Here is a 16,580-nt window from a genome sequence, read left to right on the forward strand (position 1 = left end):
AGGATGACCGAATGCCGATGGATGCCCGCGACATCGAGGCCATGATCAAGGCCGCGATTCCCGACGCGGAAGTGACGATTCGCGACCTCGCCGGAGACGGCGATCATTACGCCGCGACCGTGATTTCGGAGACGTTCCGGGGCAAGTCGCGGGTCCAGCAACACCAGATCGTCTATCAATCGCTGCAGGGGCAAATGGGCGGCGTGCTCCACGCGCTGGCGCTGCAGACCGGCGTGCCGGAAGCCTGACGGCGGACGGCCTTCGTCCGAAGCCCAGCGGCTTCGGCCGCCGGCGCCTGGTACGATCGCTATTCGAGCCGCTGCTATTCGAGCCGCGCAACGCGCGCGGTTGCGCGATCCATGCGACGGCGCATGGCGTTGACGCTGTCGGACAGTTCTCCGACGTGCCGATCGACCAGCGTGCCGCGCGCGATCTCTTCGATACTGCATATCTCGTCCTCGACCCGCGTCAGCGTCTGTTTCGCGCTCCCGGTCAGCGACAGCAGAATAACCCGCCGGTCCTCTGCCGATTGAGTGCGGTTGAGGAGGCCGCGCTGCTCCAGCGGCCGGATCTGCGCAGAGACGAACGATCCTTTCATATTGAGCAGCGCCGCGACTTCGCCGACTGGAACGCCGTCCCGGTCGGCCAGAAAGTCGACCGCCTTGATCAGCAGCCATTGCGATCCCGTCAGGCCGACTCGGCGCCCGAGCAGTTCGGCCATCCGCAGGATCGAGAAACTGATGGCTGATACGTCCCAGACCAAGCGATGCAACAGACGATCGGCATGATTGATGTCGGTGGCGGTGCCGATCGGCTCGTCGTCGGCGTCGTTCGTTTCGGGCGTCATCCCGTCGTCCTTTCAGCACTTGCCACGCGTTTCGTGCCCCTGCGCGAAGTATCGCCTCTCCGCACAGAACGGAGCGGTGCTTCGAATCAGGCCGGCGAGCGCTCATGCGCCCGGCACGGGTGGCGAAATTTCATCGGCATATGGCGGGCGAAGCGGTGTCGCGGCGCCCGAACTCATCGTCGTTCAGACGGCCTGTTTGGGCGGAGGAGTATCGGGACTTGCCCGCAGCGCGATCGCCAGAGAGGACCCGGCAAAGCAGGCCTTTTTGCTGTCGGGCGATGGCCGTCCGACCACGGACGCCGGAATCACGGCAGATGAGCACGACGAGCAGCGATCGCAGACCGAGACGGCCGAGGCGTCGGTAGTGTCATCCACAGAGTGCGTGCTGAACACGGCCGATGCCGCGACCTCCGTCGGATGGAGGCAAGCGACCTGATGCAGCAGGCCTGAGATGAGATAAAGCGAGATCACCATGACCAACGGCAGGCGACGTCGGGCCTGCGCCGTTTCGGTCGAAAGCCATCGAATGAACCCGCTTCTCATGCGGGATCGCATAACAAATCTGTCACAATTCGCAAAGGCGGAGCGACAGTAGCGCCACAGTCCGCTGCACGGCATTGACGTTAACGAAGGCTTTACAGCCGCGCGGCACGGTCTCGGCGGGTGGGGAAGCATGTCGAACTGGCGGGAAGAAAGGGCGAAGGCTAACGCGCTGGCGCTCGCGCAGCTGACCAAGCGCCTGCCGGATGCGTTCCCGCAGGCCGTGCTGATTCATGCCAAAGCCCGCGCCTATGTGCCTTCGACCCTCCGGGTCGCGGTCGACTCGTACTGGCGCGCGCATCCGCTGCGCGCCGAGCGGCTGGCGCGCGTGCTGGCAGCGCGCAGCGGTGCTCCAGCGGGCTGGCGATGGCAGGTCGGTGACGGCCCGGAGACGGGACTGCCGACCACGTTCCGAACTCCACCCGCGCCGTATCGGGAAAGAGCGCACCAGCGCGGTCCCGGTTTCTGCTGCGTCTGCGGCCAGCCGGTGTATCGGTTCGGCTGGCACACCGATCTATGGGACGCCGGCATCAACAAGAATGCGACCTGGCACAGTGCCTGCGTGACCGCCTGGCAATTTTGGAATGCGCCGAGCGGCCAGACCAAGCTGCTGCGGCGCCTGCAAGGCCGTCGCTGCCGCGAGACCAACCGGCGGCTGCTGCGGACTGCGGAAGTCGATCACCTCGTGCCGCTGTTCCAAGTCTGGCAGCAGCACCGCGATCGCACATGGCCTGAGCTGCTCGGCTATTGGGGCCTGCCGAACCTGCAGGTGATCAATCGTGAGGTCCACGCCGCCAAATGCGCGAGCGAGGCGCGCGACCGGCGCTCCACGCGTCTTGCGGCGACCGAGCACGCCTGAGCCCGACGCACCTGCGTCGCGGCGCGCGACGCGCTGCTGTTTACTCGTAGACCTTCTACAGCTGCCGCGTTGCGAGACCCACGGTTGCTTGCTGCCGCTTTTGGGCGCGGACGTCGCGGAACGACACCAGACGTCGCTGGGCCTCGTCCCACAAGGCCAGCGGGATGCAACGGAAGCTCTGCCACAACGTGACGCGGCCGATGGCGCGAAGTTCGGGGTGATCGTGCAGCACGCGCGGCAGGCGATAATACGGAATGCGGCTCGCCAGATGGTGCACGTGGTGCATCCCGATATTGGCCGTGAACCAGCTCAGCGGTGCCGGCAGATCGTAATACGAGCTGCCATATAGCGCGGCTTGATGCAGGCTCCAGCGCTCGTTGTGCTCCCACGTCGTGGTCTCGAACTGATGCTGAACGTAGAACAGCCACACCCCGGCGGTCGCGGCTAGCAGCATGATCGGCAGATGCACCAGCAGGAATGCCTTGATGCCGATGAACCAGGTGAGCGTCACCACGATGCCGGCGATTGCCGCATTGGTGGCCATCGCACTTACCCAAGGCCGCCAGCCATCGCGCATCAGTCCGACCGGAAGTCGCTGTTGCAGCAGAAACACGTAGGCCGGTCCGAGGCCGAACATCACCAGCGGGTTGCGGTAGAGACGATATTTCAAACGGCCCCACCAACTCAGTTCGCTATATTCCCGCACGGTCAGCGTATCGAGATCGCCGACGCCGCGACGATCGAGATTGCCGGTGGTGGCGTGATGCGTGGCATGCTGGCGACGCCAGCAATCGTAGGGCGTCAACGTGATCACGCCGATCACCCGGCCAACCCAATCGTTCGCTTGTCGCTTGCTGAAGAAGGCGCCGTGGCCGCAGTCGTGCTGGATCATGAACAGGCGGAGCAGAAACCCGGCCGCCGGAATAGCGATCAGCAACGACGCCCAGGCGTGTCCCATCGAGTACACGAACCAGGCCGCACTCCACAGCGCCACCAGCGGCAAGGCGGTGATCGTCAGCTCGGCGATGCTGCGCGACCGGCTTGGCGTGCCGTATTCGGCCAGAATGCGAGTCCAAAGCCGCGCGTCTGAGGCCGGGGCCTCTGCGTCATGGGGCATGTTCGAGGGCATGGCGAAGAGGTCCTGCGATCGCACGTGATGAAAGGGGACAAGGTGCGCGTGCGTGCGCCACCGTGACTGGATGTGAACGAGAATGGCGATTGCAGTCGATACCGGGGTGTGCCGATCTCGTTCGGCCGCCCGACCACCAGTGATGTCGCCGACGATGCATGAGCCTGACGACTGGGTAGGCCCTCACGGTCAATACAGATCGGCCAGTGTGGCCGCCGTCCACCAACGGGCGCAACTGCGCGCCCGCATCCCGTGCGTCAAAGACGAGTTACTAACTCAATATGGGGGCGGTCAGATCGACCGCAACCTGTCGGCCTTCAAATCCATTCTCGGGTCGTGCGCGGCCTTGCCGCGAGTTACACCCGAGAACCGTTGGTCTCGATCGCATGTACTGAGAACATTGCGTCCGCATCGGTCCAGCACCGCGCCGGAGTCCAGCCGGCCTGCTGCGCCAGCGCGCGAAACCGCTCCAGGCTGTATTTGTAGCTGTTCTCGGTGTGAATGCTCTCGCCGGCGCGGAAGCCGATGCGTTCGCCGAACAGATGCACGCTCTGGTCGCGCAAGCTGACCAAGTGCATTTCAATCCGGTGCTGATCGCGGTTGTAGATTGCTCGGTGCGCAAACGCGGACAGATCGAAATCCGCGCCGAGCTCGCGGTTGATCCGGATCAGCAGGTTGAGGTTGAATTTGGCGGTCACGCCGGCGGCATCGTCATAGGCCGGCACCAGGACATTTTCGTCCTTCTCCAGGTCGACGCCGATGATCATCCGGGCGCCGCGGCCGAGAATATCGCGGGCGCTCTCCAGAAATCGACGCGCCTCCTGCGGTTCGAAGTTGCCGATCGTCGATCCCGGGAAGAACCCGACCTTGGGCAGGTCGCGTACCGCAGGCGGCAGCGCGAACGGCTTGGTGAAATCGGCGGCGAGGGGATGCACCGCGAGCTGCGGGAAATCCCGCTGAAGCGCTTCGGCCTGCATGATGATGAAGTCGCCCGAAATATCCACCGGCACATAGGCCGCGACCTGGTGGGCCGCGAGCAACAGGCGGATCTTGGTGGTGGCGCCTGCGCCGAATTCGACGATCGCCGCGTCTGGTGGAATGAGTGCCGCGATCTCGGCGGCGCGGTCCCGCAAAATGCCGAGCTCGGTGCGGGTCGGATAGTATTCCGGCAGGCGGGTGATCTCGACGAACAGTTCCGAGCCGGTGTCGTCGTAGAAGTACTTCGGCGACAGCTCCTTCTGCGGCTTCGTCAGCCCATCCAATACATCGCGCGCAAACGCAGCCGTGTTGGAATCGAGCCGATGCGCTTGCGTCTGCACAGCGACGTGCACGTTCATAGGCGATCCTCCGGGCCGCGCGCGTGGCGCGTTTAGATGTTCAAATCAGGCGCCGTAATCGGCGAGCCGCAGTCCGGTGAACTGCCAGCGGTGATGCGGATAGAAGAAATTGCGATAGGTGACGCGGCTGTGGCCTTCAGGCGTTGCGCAGGACGAGCCGCGCAGCACCAGCTGATTGACCATGAACTTGCCGTTGTATTCGCCGAGCGCGCCGTCGATCGCCTTGTAGCCGGGGTAGGGCGCATAGGCGCTGCGGGTCCATTGCCAGACGGCGCCAAAGGCATCGGGAAGCTGACCGGCGCGCGCCGCGACCTCCCATTCCATTTCGGTCGGCAGATGCTTGTCGGCCCAGCGGGCGAAGGCGTCGGCTTCGTAGTAGCTGACGTGGCAGACGGGGGCGTCGGGATCGATGCTCTGCAGGCCGCCGAGCGTCATGATCTTCCATTCGCCGTCCACCTGCCGCCAGTGGCCGGGCGCCTCCCAGCCTTCACGTTCGGCGCAGGCGAAGCCGTCCATCAGCCACAGCGTGGCGGTGCGATAGCCGCCCTCGGCCATGAACTGCAGCCACTCGGCATTGGTGACGAGGTGCCGGGCCAGCCTGACCGGTCCCACCAGCGCGCGGTGCACCGGTTTTTCGTTGTCGAAATGAAAGCTGTCGCCGGCATGACCGATCGGGTGGATGCCCTCCGGCAGCGTCACCCAGTCCTCACCGTGATGGTCCGTTGTCGGCAGCCGCCACGCCGGATCGTAAGCCGGCGGGATCGGATTTTGCGCAAAGGCATGGAGGATATCGGTGAGCAGCAATTCCTGGTGCTGCTGCTCGTGATTGAGCCCGACCTCGATCAGCGGCGCGACCTCCCCGAGCTTCGCAGCATCGGCGGCGGCGAACCAGTTCAGCATCGCTTCATCGACGTGGCGGCGATAGGCCGCAATCTCGGCGACGCCGGGGCGGGTGAGCAGGCCGCGCGCGGCGCGAGTGTGCCGTGGCCCGGCCGAGACGTAATAGGAATTGAACAGGAAAGCGTAGTCCGGGTCGAACACCTGATAGCCCGGACAATGCGGGCCGAGCAGGAACTGCTCGAAGAACCAGGTGGTGTGGGCGCGGTGCCACTTCGCCGGGCTGGCGTCCGGCATCGACTGCACCACCTGATCTTCCGGCGACAGCGGCGCCGCGCGGCGCTCGGTCTCGTCGCGCACCGCCCGATAGGCGGTGGCGAGCTGGGCGGCCAAATCGCGGGCGGAGACGGACGATGTGGAAGATTCGACTGCAGCGCTTGCGGCGGAGGACAAAATCGTCACGAGCATCTCCGGTTTGGTGGAAAAACGCTGCTGTTGGGAATGAGTTCCAGAGGATCAAATAGGGGCTGGCGACCCGGATGTAAGGTCGGCGGCGTACCGGCGAGGATTTTACCCACCGTGGGGCCGGTCCTCGGACTCGGTACGGGGGCGCCGAAAAAGGGCAGCGAAGTCAACGCGACAGCCGGGCTCAATCGGTTTTGACTTGGGCTATCCGGAGGTTTCAGGATACATATATGACCGTTCGACCCGGCCGCTGGTGGTCAGCTGGCCGCGCCGCAAAAGGATTCGCCATGAGCATCGAGCAATTCATCGACAACGAAGTGAAGGCCAACGACGTCGTGCTGTTCATGAAGGGCACGCCGCAGTTTCCGCAGTGTGGCTTCTCCGGTCAGGTGGTGCAGATCCTCGATCACATCGGCGTTCCGTATAAGGGCCACAACGTGCTCGAGAACGCCGAGCTGCGCGACGGTATCAAGGTCTATTCGAACTGGCCGACCATTCCGCAGCTGTACGTGAAGGGCGAATTCGTCGGCGGCTGCGACATCGTGCGCGAAATGTTCCAGGCCGGCGAACTGCAGAAGCTGTTCACCGACAAGGGCATCAAGGCCGCCGCCTGAGCCCCTTCTCCCGCCAGATCGGCGCGGCGACTTGCGAGGTCGTCGTCGCCGACATCACCACGCTGGCCGTCGACGCGATCGTCAACGCCGCCAATTCGTCTTTGCTTGGCGGCGGCGGCGTCGATGGCGCGATCCATCGTGCAGCCGGTCCTGAGCTGCTCGCCGAGTGTGAAACGCTGGGCGGCTGCGAAACCGGCGATGCTAAGATTACCCGCGGCTACCGTTTGCCCGCGCGCCATGTGATCCACGCCGTCGGCCCGATTTGGCACGGCGGCGGCCATGGCGAAGACGCCGCGCTCGCCTCCTGCTATGCCCGCGCCCTGCAGCTCGCGAACGAGCATGCGCTGACCTCGATCGCGTTCTCGGCGATCTCGACCGGTGTTTACGGTTTCCCGCCTGAACGCGCGGCGCCGATTGCGGTTCGAACCACCCTCGATGCGCTGCGCTCCGCCACTTCGGTCACCCGAGCGGTGTTCTGTTGCTTCTCGCCCGCGAGTGCCGAGTTGCACCGGGCCGCGCTTGCGGATGCGGCCCCTTGAAACCGTTCCAAGCGCCGCTACCATCACATCTACGAAAAAGAACTCAGGAGGATACGAGAATGCTGCGTCGCGCTACGCGATGGTTGATGGCAGGAGCGCTGGCCGCAATGGCCGCGAGCCCGGCGATCGCCGAGACCACCTTCGACCTGCCGCCGAGCGTGCAGTTCTCCGACAAGAAGCTCGAACGGATCGACGAGTTCTTCAACAAGATCATCGCCGAGGGCAAAATCCCCGGTGCGATTGTGTATATCGAGCGCCACGGCAAGCCGGTCTATCACAAGTACTTCGGCGTTCGCGACGTCGCCACCAAAGAGCCGATGACCGACGACACCATCTTCCGGTTGGCGTCGCTGACCAAGCCGTTCACGGCGTTCGCGGTGATGACGCTGGTCGACGACGGCAAGATCAAGCTCGACGATCCGGTCTCGAAATACATCCCGGCGTTCGCCGACACCAAGGTCGGTGTCGAGAAGAAGCGCGAGGACGGCGAGAAGTATCTCGATTTCGTCGCGCCGAAGCGGCCGATCCTGGTCAGCGATCTGTTGCTGCACACCTCGGGCATCACCTACGGTTTCTATGGCGACAGCTTGGTGCGCAAGACCATCGCGGCGGCCAAGATCTATGATGGCGATCCGAGCAATGCCGAGTTCGCTGAGCGGATCGCCAAGTTGCCGCTGCAGGAGCAGCCCGGCACGCTGTGGGACTACGGCAATTCCTACGAGGTGCTCGGCCGGGTGATCGAGGTCGCCTCCGGCAAGTCGTTCTACGAATACCAGAAGGAGCGGCTGTTCGATCCGCTCGGGATGAAGGACACCCGCTATTATCTGGTCACCGATGAACAGAAGGCGCGGATGGCGCAGCCGATGCCGAACGACGCCGATTTCCGGGTCGGGCGACCGAGCCGGCCGGACATCGTCAAGAAGTGGGAATCCGGCGGCGGCGGCCTGACTTCGACGCCGTCTGACGTGATCCGCTTCGTCCGCATGCTCCACAACAAGGGCGAGCTCGACGGCAAGCGCTATCTCAGCGAAGCCGTGTTCAAGGACATGACCACCGACCACATCGCTCCGAACTCCGGCGTCGAGCGCGACTACTTCTATTTCCCGGGTGACGGCTTTGGCTACGGCTACGGCCTCGGCGTCCGCACCGACGCCGGCAACGCCAAGCCGCCGCCGCCCGGCTCGCTCGGCGAACTGAAGTGGGACGGCGCCTCGGGCTGCTACTTCGTGGTCGATCCGAAGCTCGACATGTTCTTCGTGCTGATGGAGCAGACCCCGTCGCATCGCCAGCCGATCCAGCGCGAGCTGAAGAAGCTGGTTTACGAGGCGCTGGACAACTGATGACGCAGCGTCAGCCGTTGCGCGCGTAGAGCATCGGCACCGACGTATCGAGCATCGCCTCGACCAGGCTGACGCCGTCCCCTGCAAGGGCGCGCGTCAGCGCCGGCGCCAGCTCCTCGCTGCGCGTCACCCGCACCGCATCGCAGCCGAGCGATTGCGCCAGAGTGGTGAAGTCGATCCCGGGCAGCTCCAGACCGGGCACGTTCCGCACCTGCATCACCTGGCTGAACGAGCGCATCGCGCCGTAGCCGCCGTTATTCAGCACCACCACGGTCAGCGGCAGCTTGCGCTGCGCGGCCGTCCACAGCGCCTGGATCGAGTACATCGCCGAGCCGTCGCCGATCAGGCAGACGGTGCGGCGGTTCGGATGCGCCAGCGCGAAACCGACCGAGGCCGGCAGCGACCAGCCCAAGCCGCCGCTCGCCATCGTGGCGAAACTGTCCTGGCCCGGCATCGGCATGTATTTCTGCATCGCCGGGCGATGCGACGGCGCTTCCTCGACCAACATGGCGCTCTCCGGCATCGCGGCGCGGAGGGTGTGCAGCAGATACTCCACCGGCATCGGCTCGGCTGGCCGGGGTGCTGGTGGCACCGCGCGGGCCGGCGGTGCGGCACGCTTGGTTTCCGGCAGCAACTCCAGCAGCAGCGTCAGGGCAGGGGTCATCGTCGCGATGATGCTGGTGCCGAGCGGCGTCACGGATGCGGCTTCGGCATCGTCGGTGATCTGGAACAGCTGCGAGCTTCCGTCGAAGATCGCGGCGTGGCCTTCGACATGAAAGGTGAACACCGGCGAGCCGATCACCACGATCACGTCGTAGGCGCCGAGCGTTTCGGAGAGTTGTCCCGGCGAGGCGGGCAGGAAGCCGGCGAACAGCGGATGCCGTTCAGGGAAACTGCAGCGCGCCGAAAAGGGCGAGACCCACACCGGCGCCTTGGCCCGCTCAGCGAGCTGCACCATCGGACCGACCGCGGCGGCGCGATCGACCGCGGGCCCGACCACCAGCGCCGGCTTCTTGGCTTTGGCCAGCGCGTCGGCGACCGCCTGCATCGCTGTGCGGTCCGGGCCGATCTCGCGGGTGATCGTGCGCGGCGGCACCGGCGCCGCCGGCCGCACCCAATCGTCGATCGGTACCGACACGAAGGTCGGCCCGCACGGCGGCTGCATCGCGACGTAGTAGGCACGGGCGATCGCGGCGGGCACGTCCTCGGCGCGCGCCGGCTCGACGCTGTACTTCACATAAGGCCGTGGAAACTCGGAGGCGCGCTCGGCGCCCAGGAATGCCTGCAGCGGCAGCAGGCTGCGGGCTTGCTGCCCGGCGGTGATTACCAGCGGCGTCTGGTTCTTGAACGCGCTGTAGATGTTGCCGAGCGCATTGCCGACGCCGGCGGCCGAATGCAGATTGACGAAGCCGGCGTTGCGCGTCGCCTGCGCGTAGCCATCCGCCATCGCCACCGCCGAAGCTTCCTGCAGCGCCAGCACGTAGTCGATATCGTCCGGCCAGTCGCTGAGGAACGGAAGCTCGGTCGAGCCGGGATTGCCGAACACCTTGTCGATCTTGAAGGCGCGCAGCAGGTCGAGCGTGGCGGATTTAACGGTCGTGACAGCAGCGTTCGGCTGCTTGGACTTCTTCGCGGGCAAAGGCGATTTCCTCGGGCGGCGGACGCCGGTGTTATTGTTTGCACCGATCAAATCCGCAGGCGGCGAGGGGAGTCAACACGAGTGTGCGTGTGGCCCGAAGCCGTTCAACGGCCGCAGCGCACTCCCTCGCCCCGCGCTTGCGGGGAGAGGGTTGGGGTGAGGGGCGGCCAAGAGCACTGAGGCTCGGCTGAGAGGAGGTGCCCCCTCACCCGACCGGCTACGCCGGTCGACCTCTCCCCGCGTGCGGGGAGAGGTTAACACGTGGCGCTTTACCAGCTCGCCGTGGCCTTCATCGTCGGCACGCCGTCGACGTTCGCGGTCCACAGTTCGAGGCCGGCTGCGGTCTCGTTGGCGTTGACGCTGAAGTCGGCGCCGTCGAACAGCGGCTGGACGCCGCGATAGCTGAAGGTCTTCGGCACGCTGCCTTTGAGCTTGGCGGCGAATTCGACCAGCAGTGCGGCCTGCATCGGGCCGTGCACGATCAGGCCCGGATAGCCCTCGACCTTGGTGACATAGTCGCGGTCGTAGTGAATGCGGTGGCCGTTGAAGGTCAGCGCCGAATAACGGAACAGCAGCACCGGATCGGCGAGGTGGCTTTCGCGATGCTTGGCGGCCGGCGGCGCAGCCGCGAGCTTGGCCGGCGCTGCGGGGGCGGACGAGGGCGGCGGGACATCGCGATACACGATGTCCTGGCGGTCGCGGATCGCCACGCCGCGGGGCGTGGTGATCTCGTGATTGACGGTGACGAAGCACAGCGTGCCGGTCGAGCCCTGCTTGATCGTCACGTCGCCGATCGTGGAGGTTCGGGTCACTTCGTCGCCGACCTTGAGCGCGTCGACGAACTGCAGTTCGCCGCCCGCCCACATCCGCCGCGGCAGCGGCACCGGCGGCAGGAAGCCGCCGCGGGTCGGGTGGCCGTCCGGGCCGAGCTGGTCCATCGGGTAAACCGGCTGGCCGAGGCACCAATGCACGGTGAAGGGGGCAGCGTCGCCGGCTTGCGGTTTGCCGATGTCGAGGAACAGCGTCGCGCGCAGGCCCTTCACGAGTTGCGGGGTGACGAAGTCAGTGGCCTGTTCGCTGCGGCCGATCCATTGCCGCAGATGATCGATGTCGAGCACGTCGGTCATGTTGGTCCTCGCTTACTTGCGCTTGTCGCCGATGCCCGGCACCGCGCCGTAGCGGCGCTCGTCGCCGACGAAGATCGCCGCCGGCGCCGGATAGCTGACTTTACCGTTCGGTGTGTCGACTTCGATCCGGCGAAGATGCGGATGGTGCGACAGGTCTTCCATCGCGTTGACTTCGGCGAACGCGATGTCGGCGGCGGCCAGATGTTCGAGCAGGTCGTCGCGGGTCAGCGAGGCGAAGATGTCGGCCACGATCTTGTCGGTGTAGTCGCGGTTCTTCACCCGCTCGACGCCGTTGCACAGCCGCGGATCGTTCGGCAGGTCTGGCTGGCGCAGCACGTCCGAGCACAGCTTCTTCCACTCGCGCTCGCTCTGGATCGAGATCAGGATGTCCTTGCCGTCCTTCGACGTGAACACGCCATAGGGCGCGATCGACGGGTGAGCGAGGCCGAGACGCTTCGGCGGATTGCCGGCCTCGGCGTTGAGTAGCGGCACGGTCAGCCAGTCGGCCATCACGTCGAACATCGAGATGCGGATGTCGGCGCCCTGGCCGGTGCGGCCGCGGCCGATCAGCGCTTCGAGGATCGCCGCATGGGCGGTGGCGCCGGTGGCGACGTCGACGATCGACATGCCGACGCGGGAGGCGCTTTCCGGGCCGCCGGTGATCGAGGCGAGGCCGCTTTCCGCCTGGATCAACAGGTCATAGGCCTTGCGATGGGCGTAGGGGCCCTCGTCGCCGTAACCGGAGATCGTGCAGATGATCAGCTTCGGATAGTCCTTGCGCAGCCGCTCGCGGGCAAAGCCGAGCTTGTCCATCGAGCCCGGCTTCAGGTTCTGCAGCAGCACGTCGGCCGAGGCGATCAGCTTCTCCAGCTCCGCGCGGCCTTCCTTGGTGGCGAGGTCGACTACCGCGGATTCCTTGCCGCGGTTGAGCCAGACGAAGTAGCTGCTCTGGCCCTTGGCGGCGGCGTCGTAGCCGCGGGCGAAATCGCCTTCGGGCCGTTCGATCTTGATGACGTGGGCGCCGGCATCGGCGAGCCGCGAGCTGCAATACGGCGCGGCGACCGCCTGTTCGACGGCGATGACGGTCAGTCCTTCCAGCGGAAGCATTGCTCAATCCTTGCGATGGTCATGCCGGAGCGCGGCACCATTGTCGTCATTCCGGGGCGCGAGCGAAGCTCGCGAACCCGGAATCTCGATATGTCGTGCCGATGCCGGATCAACAGCTCGAGATTTCGGGTTCGCCGCTACGCGGCGCCCCGGAATGACGAGTTGATGTTACCGGGTGCATTGCACGCGATGGAAGAGGTTTAGTAAGACCGCGGCATCCCGAGCACGTGCTCGGCGAGATGCGACAGGATCAGGTTGGTCGAGATCGGTGCGACCTGATACAGCCGGGTTTCGCGGAATTTGCGCTCGACGTCGTATTCCTCGGCGAAGCCGAAGCCGCCATGGGTCTGGATGCAGGCATTGGCCGCCTCGAACGAGGCGTCGGCGGCGAGCATCTTGGCCATGTTGGCCTCGGCGCCGCAATCCATGCCGGCTTCGTACTTGCGGGTGGCTTCCTTCACCATCAGCTCGGCGGCGCGCATGTTGGCGTAGGCCTTGGCGATCGGGAACTGGATGCCCTGGTTCTGGCCGATCGGCCGGCCGAACACCGCGCGGTCCTTGGCGTAGGCGCTGGCCTTGGCGATGAACCATTTGGCGTCGCCGACGCACTCCGAGGCGATCAGGATGCGCTCGGCATTCATGCCGGAGAGGATGTAGCGGAAGCCCTTGCCCTCTTCGCCGATCAAGTTCTCCTTCGGCACCTTCATGTCGGTGAAGAACACTTCGGTGGTGGCGTGGTTCATCATCGTGCGGATCGGGCGGATCTCAAGGCCATGGCCGCGCGCTTCGCGCATGTCGACCAGGAACACCGAGAGGCCCTCGGTCTTCTTGGTCACCTGATCCTTCGGCGTGGTGCGCGCGAGCAGGATCATCAGGTCGGAATATTCCGCCCGGCTGGTCCAGATCTTCTGGCCGTTGACGACGTAGTCGCCGTTGGCGTCCTTTTTGGCGAAGGTCTTCAGCGAGGTGGTGTCGGTACCCGAGGTCGGCTCGGTGACGCCGAACGCCTGCAGGCGGAGTTCACCGCTGGCGATCTTCGGCAGCCACTTGGCCTTCTGCTCGTCGCTGCCGTGCCGCAGCAGGGTGCCCATGGTGTACATCTGGGCGTGGCAGCCACCGCCGTTGCAGCCGGCGCGCTGAATCTCTTCCAGGATCGCCGCCGCGGCCGACAGCTTCAGGCCGGCGCCACCGTATTCCTCGGGGATCAGAACGGAAAGGTAACCGGCCTCCGTCAGGGCGTCGACGAACGCCTTGGGATAGGCCATTTCGCGGTCGAGTTTGCGCCAGTACTCGCCGGGAAACTGCGCACACAGTTTGGCGACGGCGTCGCGGATGTCGTGGTATTCGTCCTGCTCCGCGGCATGGTGTTTCATCGGCTGCGTCTTCTTGTTGGTTTTGGGGGGAAGGTCATGAGACCCGGACCGGCAAGGACTCGTAGCCCTTGACGAAGCTCGAATACACCCGCTTCGGCTCCCCGACAACTTCAATACGCTCGAAACGCTTGAGCATCTCCTCCCATACGATCCTCAGTTGCAATTCGGCCAAGCGCATCCCGACGCACCGATGGATACCGAAACCGAACGACAGGTGGATCCTGGCCCGGGCGCGGTCGATGATGAATTCCTCCGGCCGCTCGATCACCTCGTCGTCGCGGTTGCCGGAAACGTACCACATCACCACGCGGTCGCCCTTGCGGATGGTCTTGCCGCCGAGCTCGGTGTCTTGGAGGGCGGTGCGGCGCATGTGGGCCAGCGGCGTCTGCCAGCGGATCACCTCGGGCACCATGGTGTCGATCAGCTTCGGATTGGCCCGCAGCTTTTCGAATTCGTGCGGGTTCTCGTTCAGCGCCAGCACCGAGCCGGTCATGGTGTTGCGGGTGGTGTCGTTGCCGCCGACGATGAGCAGCAGGATGTTGCCGATCAGGTTGTCGCGGTCCATCGTCCGGGTGGCGTCGTGATGTGCCATCATCGACAGCAGGTCGTTGCGCGGCTCCGAGTTCACCCGCTCGTTCCACATCCGGGCGAAATACGCGGCGCATTCGTTCAGCTCGTCGCGGCGCTGCTGCTCGGATTCGACCACGCCGCTCTTCGGCAGCGCGGTGGCGACGTCGGACCAGCGCGTCAGCTTGCGGCGTTCGTCGAACGGAAAATCGAACAGCGTCGCCAGCATCTGCGTCGTCAGCTCGATCGAGACGCGGTCGACGAAGTTGAAGGTCTCGCCCCGCGGCAGGCCGTCCAGCACCTTCTGGGTCCGGCCGCGGATCAGCACCGCCAATTCGTCCAGATGCTGCGGGGTGAACATCGGCGACACCGTCTTGCGCTGCGCCGAGTGCCGCGGCTCGTCCATCGCGATGAAGCTCGGCCAGTCGTAACCGACCGGCGCGTCGCGGATCGAGATGCCGCCGAGCGTGGAGTCCGACGAGAAGATCTGGTGGTTGGTGTCGACATGCATGATGTCGTTGTACTTGGTGACGCTCCAATACGGCTCGATCGGCGCGTTGGTGCAGTAATGCACCGGCTCTTCCTTGCGCAGCCGTTCGAACCACGGCCACAGCGTGTCGTCGCGGAAGTGCCGCGGGGCACCGGGATGGAAGTCCTTCAGCGGGGTCGCATAGGCTTCCTCGCGCGCCGCCCGCAGCCGCGCCGCTTTTCCGGTCTCGATGGTGCCGTGCATCGTCGTCCTCCCTGGCCATGTCATGGACGCTCGCCGCGGGTGGGCGGCGGCGGTCGCGGTCGGATTTTTTTGTCCCGCCATGGTTCGGTCCGGCGGGTTCGGCCGTCTGATCAGATCGTCAAGAGGCGGCAGCGGCGGGGCGCTTTCGGGGAGCCCGACCGGCCGTTCGAACAAATTGATTTGACGGTAGAAAAGCGCTCCGCGCGCGACTTGCGTCGACAAGCTGGAGACCGTGCTGCAGCGCCCGACCATTGGAGCCTTCTCAGGCTCCCGGCGCCGTGACATGGTGCGCGCAAACAACACACGGCGACGCTGCCAGGCGTCGCCGAGCGGAGCGAGCACCCAGCATGATTCCCAACGCGCAGAGCCTGTTCAACTTCGATCTCGGCGAGACCGCCGACGCGATCCGGGAGACCGTTCGCGACTTCGCCGCTAACGAGATCGCACCGCGCGCCGAGGCCATCGACAAGACCAACACGTTCCCGCGCGACCTGTGGCCGAAGCTCGGCGCGCTCGGCCTGCACGGCATCACCGTCGAGGAAGACTACGGCGGCGCCGGGCTCGGTTATCTCGAGCACTGCATCGCGATGGAGGAGATCTCCCGCGCCTCCGCGTCGGTCGGTCTGTCCTATGGCGCGCACTCCAACCTCTGCATCAATCAGCTGCGCCGCAACGGCAACGAAGCGCAGAAGCGCAAATATCTGCCGAAGCTGATTTCCGGCGAGCATGTCGGCGCGCTGGCGATGAGCGAGCCGGGCGCCGGCTCCGACGTGGTGTCGATGAAGACCCGCGCCGACAAGAAGGGCGACCGCTTCATCCTCAACGGCAACAAGATGTGGATCACCAATGGCCCGATCGCCGAGACGCTGGTGGTGTACGCCAAGACCGATCCGAACGCCGGGCCGCGCGGCATCACCGCGTTCCTGATCGAGAAGGGCTTCAAGGGTTTCTCGACCGCGCAGAAGCTCGACAAGCTCGGGATGCGTGGCTCCGACACCGGCGAACTGGTGTTCGAGGATTGCGAAGTGCCGGAGGAGAACGTGCTCGGCGAGGTCGGCCGCGGTGTCAACGTGCTGATGAGCGGGCTCGACTACGAGCGCGCGGTGCTGGCCGCCGGCCCGGTCGGCATCATGCAGGCCTGCATGGACGTGGTGTTGCCCTACGTGCACGAGCGCAAGCAGTTCGGCGAGCCGATCGGCACCTTCCAATTGGTGCAGGGCAAGGTCGCCGACATGTACGTGACGATGAACGCCTCGCGCGCTTACGTCTATGCGGTGGCCAAGGCCTGCGACCGTGGCGAGACCACCCGCGAAGACGCCGCCGGCGCGATCCTGTACGCCGCCGAACGCGCCACGCAATGCGCGCTCGATGCGATCCAGCTGCTCGGCGGCAACGGCTACATCAACGACTATCCGACCGGCCGCCTGCTGCGCGACGCCAAGCTCTACGAGATCGGCGCCGGCACCAGCGAGATCCGCCGCATGCTGATCGGCCGCGAGCTGTTCACCAAGACCGCGTAAGACGTCA

16 protein-coding genes are annotated in these 16,580 nt (G+C 65.4%); 7 read left to right on the plus strand and 9 right to left on the minus strand.

The window, feature by feature from the left end; translation table 11 throughout:
- Nucleotides 1-11 precede the first annotated feature (11 nt).
- Nucleotides 12-248: a BolA/IbaG family iron-sulfur metabolism protein gene (locus tag HZF03_RS07830; protein ID WP_011157159.1), complete on the plus strand. Its 237-nt coding sequence runs from the start codon at nt 12-14 to the stop codon at nt 246-248.
- 74 nt (nt 249-322) lie between these two features.
- Here the strand turns inward: HZF03_RS07830 and HZF03_RS07835 are convergent, their stop codons facing one another.
- Entirely contained in the window at nt 323-721 is a 399-nt protein-coding gene (locus HZF03_RS07835; protein ID WP_234832207.1) for a MarR family winged helix-turn-helix transcriptional regulator, read from the minus strand.
- A gap of 67 nt (nt 722-788) precedes the next feature.
- Between HZF03_RS07835 and HZF03_RS07840 the strand changes: the two genes are divergently transcribed.
- Nucleotides 789-1,283: a hypothetical protein gene (locus HZF03_RS07840; protein ID WP_165858109.1), complete on the plus strand. Its 495-nt coding sequence runs from the start codon at nt 789-791 to the stop codon at nt 1,281-1,283.
- Nucleotides 1,284-1,520: 237 nt separating this feature from the next.
- A complete protein-coding gene (locus HZF03_RS07845; RefSeq protein WP_119018076.1) occupies nt 1,521-2,246 on the plus strand; it encodes a hypothetical protein in 726 nt (241 codons plus the stop codon).
- A gap of 55 nt (nt 2,247-2,301) precedes the next feature.
- Here the strand turns inward: HZF03_RS07845 and HZF03_RS07850 are convergent, their stop codons facing one another.
- The 3 genes from HZF03_RS07850 to egtB form a co-directional block, all read right to left on the minus strand.
- Complete coding sequence (locus tag HZF03_RS07850; RefSeq protein ID WP_119018075.1) at nt 2,302-3,375, minus strand: fatty acid desaturase; 1,074 nt, start codon at nt 3,373-3,375, stop codon at nt 2,302-2,304.
- Between the two features lie 356 nt (nt 3,376-3,731).
- The gene (gene egtD / locus HZF03_RS07855) at nt 3,732-4,712 is read right to left on the minus strand and encodes an L-histidine N(alpha)-methyltransferase (protein WP_119018074.1); all 981 of its coding nucleotides are present in this window, start codon (nt 4,710-4,712) and stop codon (nt 3,732-3,734) included.
- 45 nt (nt 4,713-4,757) lie between these two features.
- A complete protein-coding gene (gene egtB / locus HZF03_RS07860) occupies nt 4,758-6,017 on the minus strand; it encodes an ergothioneine biosynthesis protein EgtB (protein WP_119018073.1) in 1,260 nt (419 codons plus the stop codon).
- Between the two features lie 284 nt (nt 6,018-6,301).
- Between egtB and grxD the strand changes: the two genes are divergently transcribed.
- The 3 genes from grxD to HZF03_RS07875 are packed head-to-tail and all read left to right on the plus strand — an operon-like array spanning nt 6,302 to nt 8,507.
- The gene (grxD, locus tag HZF03_RS07865) at nt 6,302-6,628 is read left to right on the plus strand and encodes a Grx4 family monothiol glutaredoxin (protein ID WP_012495203.1); all 327 of its coding nucleotides are present in this window, start codon (nt 6,302-6,304) and stop codon (nt 6,626-6,628) included.
- Nucleotides 6,625-7,167 carry an O-acetyl-ADP-ribose deacetylase gene (locus tag HZF03_RS07870; protein ID WP_119018072.1) on the plus strand — a complete coding sequence of 181 codons (543 nt, stop codon included), beginning with the start codon at nt 6,625-6,627 and terminating at the stop codon, nt 7,165-7,167. The genes grxD and HZF03_RS07870 overlap by 4 nt, the downstream gene beginning before the upstream one ends.
- Nucleotides 7,168-7,226: 59 nt before the next feature.
- The gene (locus tag HZF03_RS07875; RefSeq protein WP_119018071.1) at nt 7,227-8,507 is read left to right on the plus strand and encodes a serine hydrolase domain-containing protein; all 1,281 of its coding nucleotides are present in this window, start codon (nt 7,227-7,229) and stop codon (nt 8,505-8,507) included.
- Between the two features lie 10 nt (nt 8,508-8,517).
- Here the strand turns inward: HZF03_RS07875 and mdlC are convergent, their stop codons facing one another.
- The 5 genes from mdlC to HZF03_RS07900 form a co-directional block, all read right to left on the minus strand.
- Complete coding sequence (mdlC, locus tag HZF03_RS07880) at nt 8,518-10,146, minus strand: benzoylformate decarboxylase (RefSeq protein ID WP_119018070.1); 1,629 nt, start codon at nt 10,144-10,146, stop codon at nt 8,518-8,520.
- A 269-nt stretch (nt 10,147-10,415) separates the two neighbouring features.
- The gene (locus HZF03_RS07885; protein WP_119018069.1) at nt 10,416-11,273 is read right to left on the minus strand and encodes an HTD2 family dehydratase; all 858 of its coding nucleotides are present in this window, start codon (nt 11,271-11,273) and stop codon (nt 10,416-10,418) included.
- 12 nt (nt 11,274-11,285) lie between these two features.
- A complete protein-coding gene (locus HZF03_RS07890; RefSeq protein WP_119018068.1) occupies nt 11,286-12,380 on the minus strand; it encodes a CaiB/BaiF CoA transferase family protein in 1,095 nt (364 codons plus the stop codon).
- Between the two features lie 200 nt (nt 12,381-12,580).
- A complete protein-coding gene (locus tag HZF03_RS07895; protein WP_011157171.1) occupies nt 12,581-13,753 on the minus strand; it encodes an acyl-CoA dehydrogenase family protein in 1,173 nt (390 codons plus the stop codon).
- Nucleotides 13,754-13,787: 34 nt separating this feature from the next.
- On the minus strand, nt 13,788-15,053 hold the full coding sequence (locus HZF03_RS07900; protein ID WP_119018067.1) for a cytochrome P450: 1,266 nt from the start codon (nt 15,051-15,053) through the stop codon (nt 13,788-13,790).
- Between the two features lie 347 nt (nt 15,054-15,400).
- Between HZF03_RS07900 and HZF03_RS07905 the strand changes: the two genes are divergently transcribed.
- Nucleotides 15,401-16,573, plus strand: a complete 1,173-nt coding sequence (locus HZF03_RS07905; RefSeq protein WP_119018066.1) for an isovaleryl-CoA dehydrogenase — start codon at nt 15,401-15,403, stop codon at nt 16,571-16,573.
- Nucleotides 16,574-16,580: the final 7 nt, after the last annotated feature.

The organism is Rhodopseudomonas palustris, from assembly GCF_013415845.1.
GTDB classification, from domain to species: Bacteria; Pseudomonadota; Alphaproteobacteria; order Rhizobiales; family Xanthobacteraceae; genus Rhodopseudomonas; species Rhodopseudomonas palustris_F.

Bases quoted from the DNA above. Each gene is read 5' to 3' on its own strand.
- HZF03_RS07890 (WP_119018068.1), bottom strand. From the start codon at position 12,380: ATGCTTCCGCTGGAAGGACTGACCGTCATCGCCGTCGAACAGGCGGTC.
- HZF03_RS07895 (WP_011157171.1), bottom strand. From the start codon at position 13,753: ATGAAACACCATGCCGCGGAGCAGGACGAATACCACGACATCCGCGAC.
- egtD (WP_119018074.1), bottom strand. From the start codon at position 4,712: ATGAACGTGCACGTCGCTGTGCAGACGCAAGCGCATCGGCTCGATTCC.
- HZF03_RS07875 (WP_119018071.1), top strand. From the start codon at position 7,227: ATGCTGCGTCGCGCTACGCGATGGTTGATGGCAGGAGCGCTGGCCGCA.
- HZF03_RS07830 (WP_011157159.1), top strand. From the start codon at position 12: ATGCCGATGGATGCCCGCGACATCGAGGCCATGATCAAGGCCGCGATT.
- HZF03_RS07850 (WP_119018075.1), bottom strand. From the start codon at position 3,375: ATGCCCTCGAACATGCCCCATGACGCAGAGGCCCCGGCCTCAGACGCG.
- HZF03_RS07845 (WP_119018076.1), top strand. From the start codon at position 1,521: ATGTCGAACTGGCGGGAAGAAAGGGCGAAGGCTAACGCGCTGGCGCTC.
- HZF03_RS07835 (WP_234832207.1), bottom strand. From the start codon at position 721: ATGGCCGAACTGCTCGGGCGCCGAGTCGGCCTGACGGGATCGCAATGG.
- HZF03_RS07905 (WP_119018066.1), top strand. From the start codon at position 15,401: ATGATTCCCAACGCGCAGAGCCTGTTCAACTTCGATCTCGGCGAGACC.
- egtB (WP_119018073.1), bottom strand. From the start codon at position 6,017: ATGCTCGTGACGATTTTGTCCTCCGCCGCAAGCGCTGCAGTCGAATCT.
- grxD (WP_012495203.1), top strand. From the start codon at position 6,302: ATGAGCATCGAGCAATTCATCGACAACGAAGTGAAGGCCAACGACGTC.
- HZF03_RS07900 (WP_119018067.1), bottom strand. From the start codon at position 15,053: ATGCACGGCACCATCGAGACCGGAAAAGCGGCGCGGCTGCGGGCGGCG.
- HZF03_RS07885 (WP_119018069.1), bottom strand. From the start codon at position 11,273: ATGACCGACGTGCTCGACATCGATCATCTGCGGCAATGGATCGGCCGC.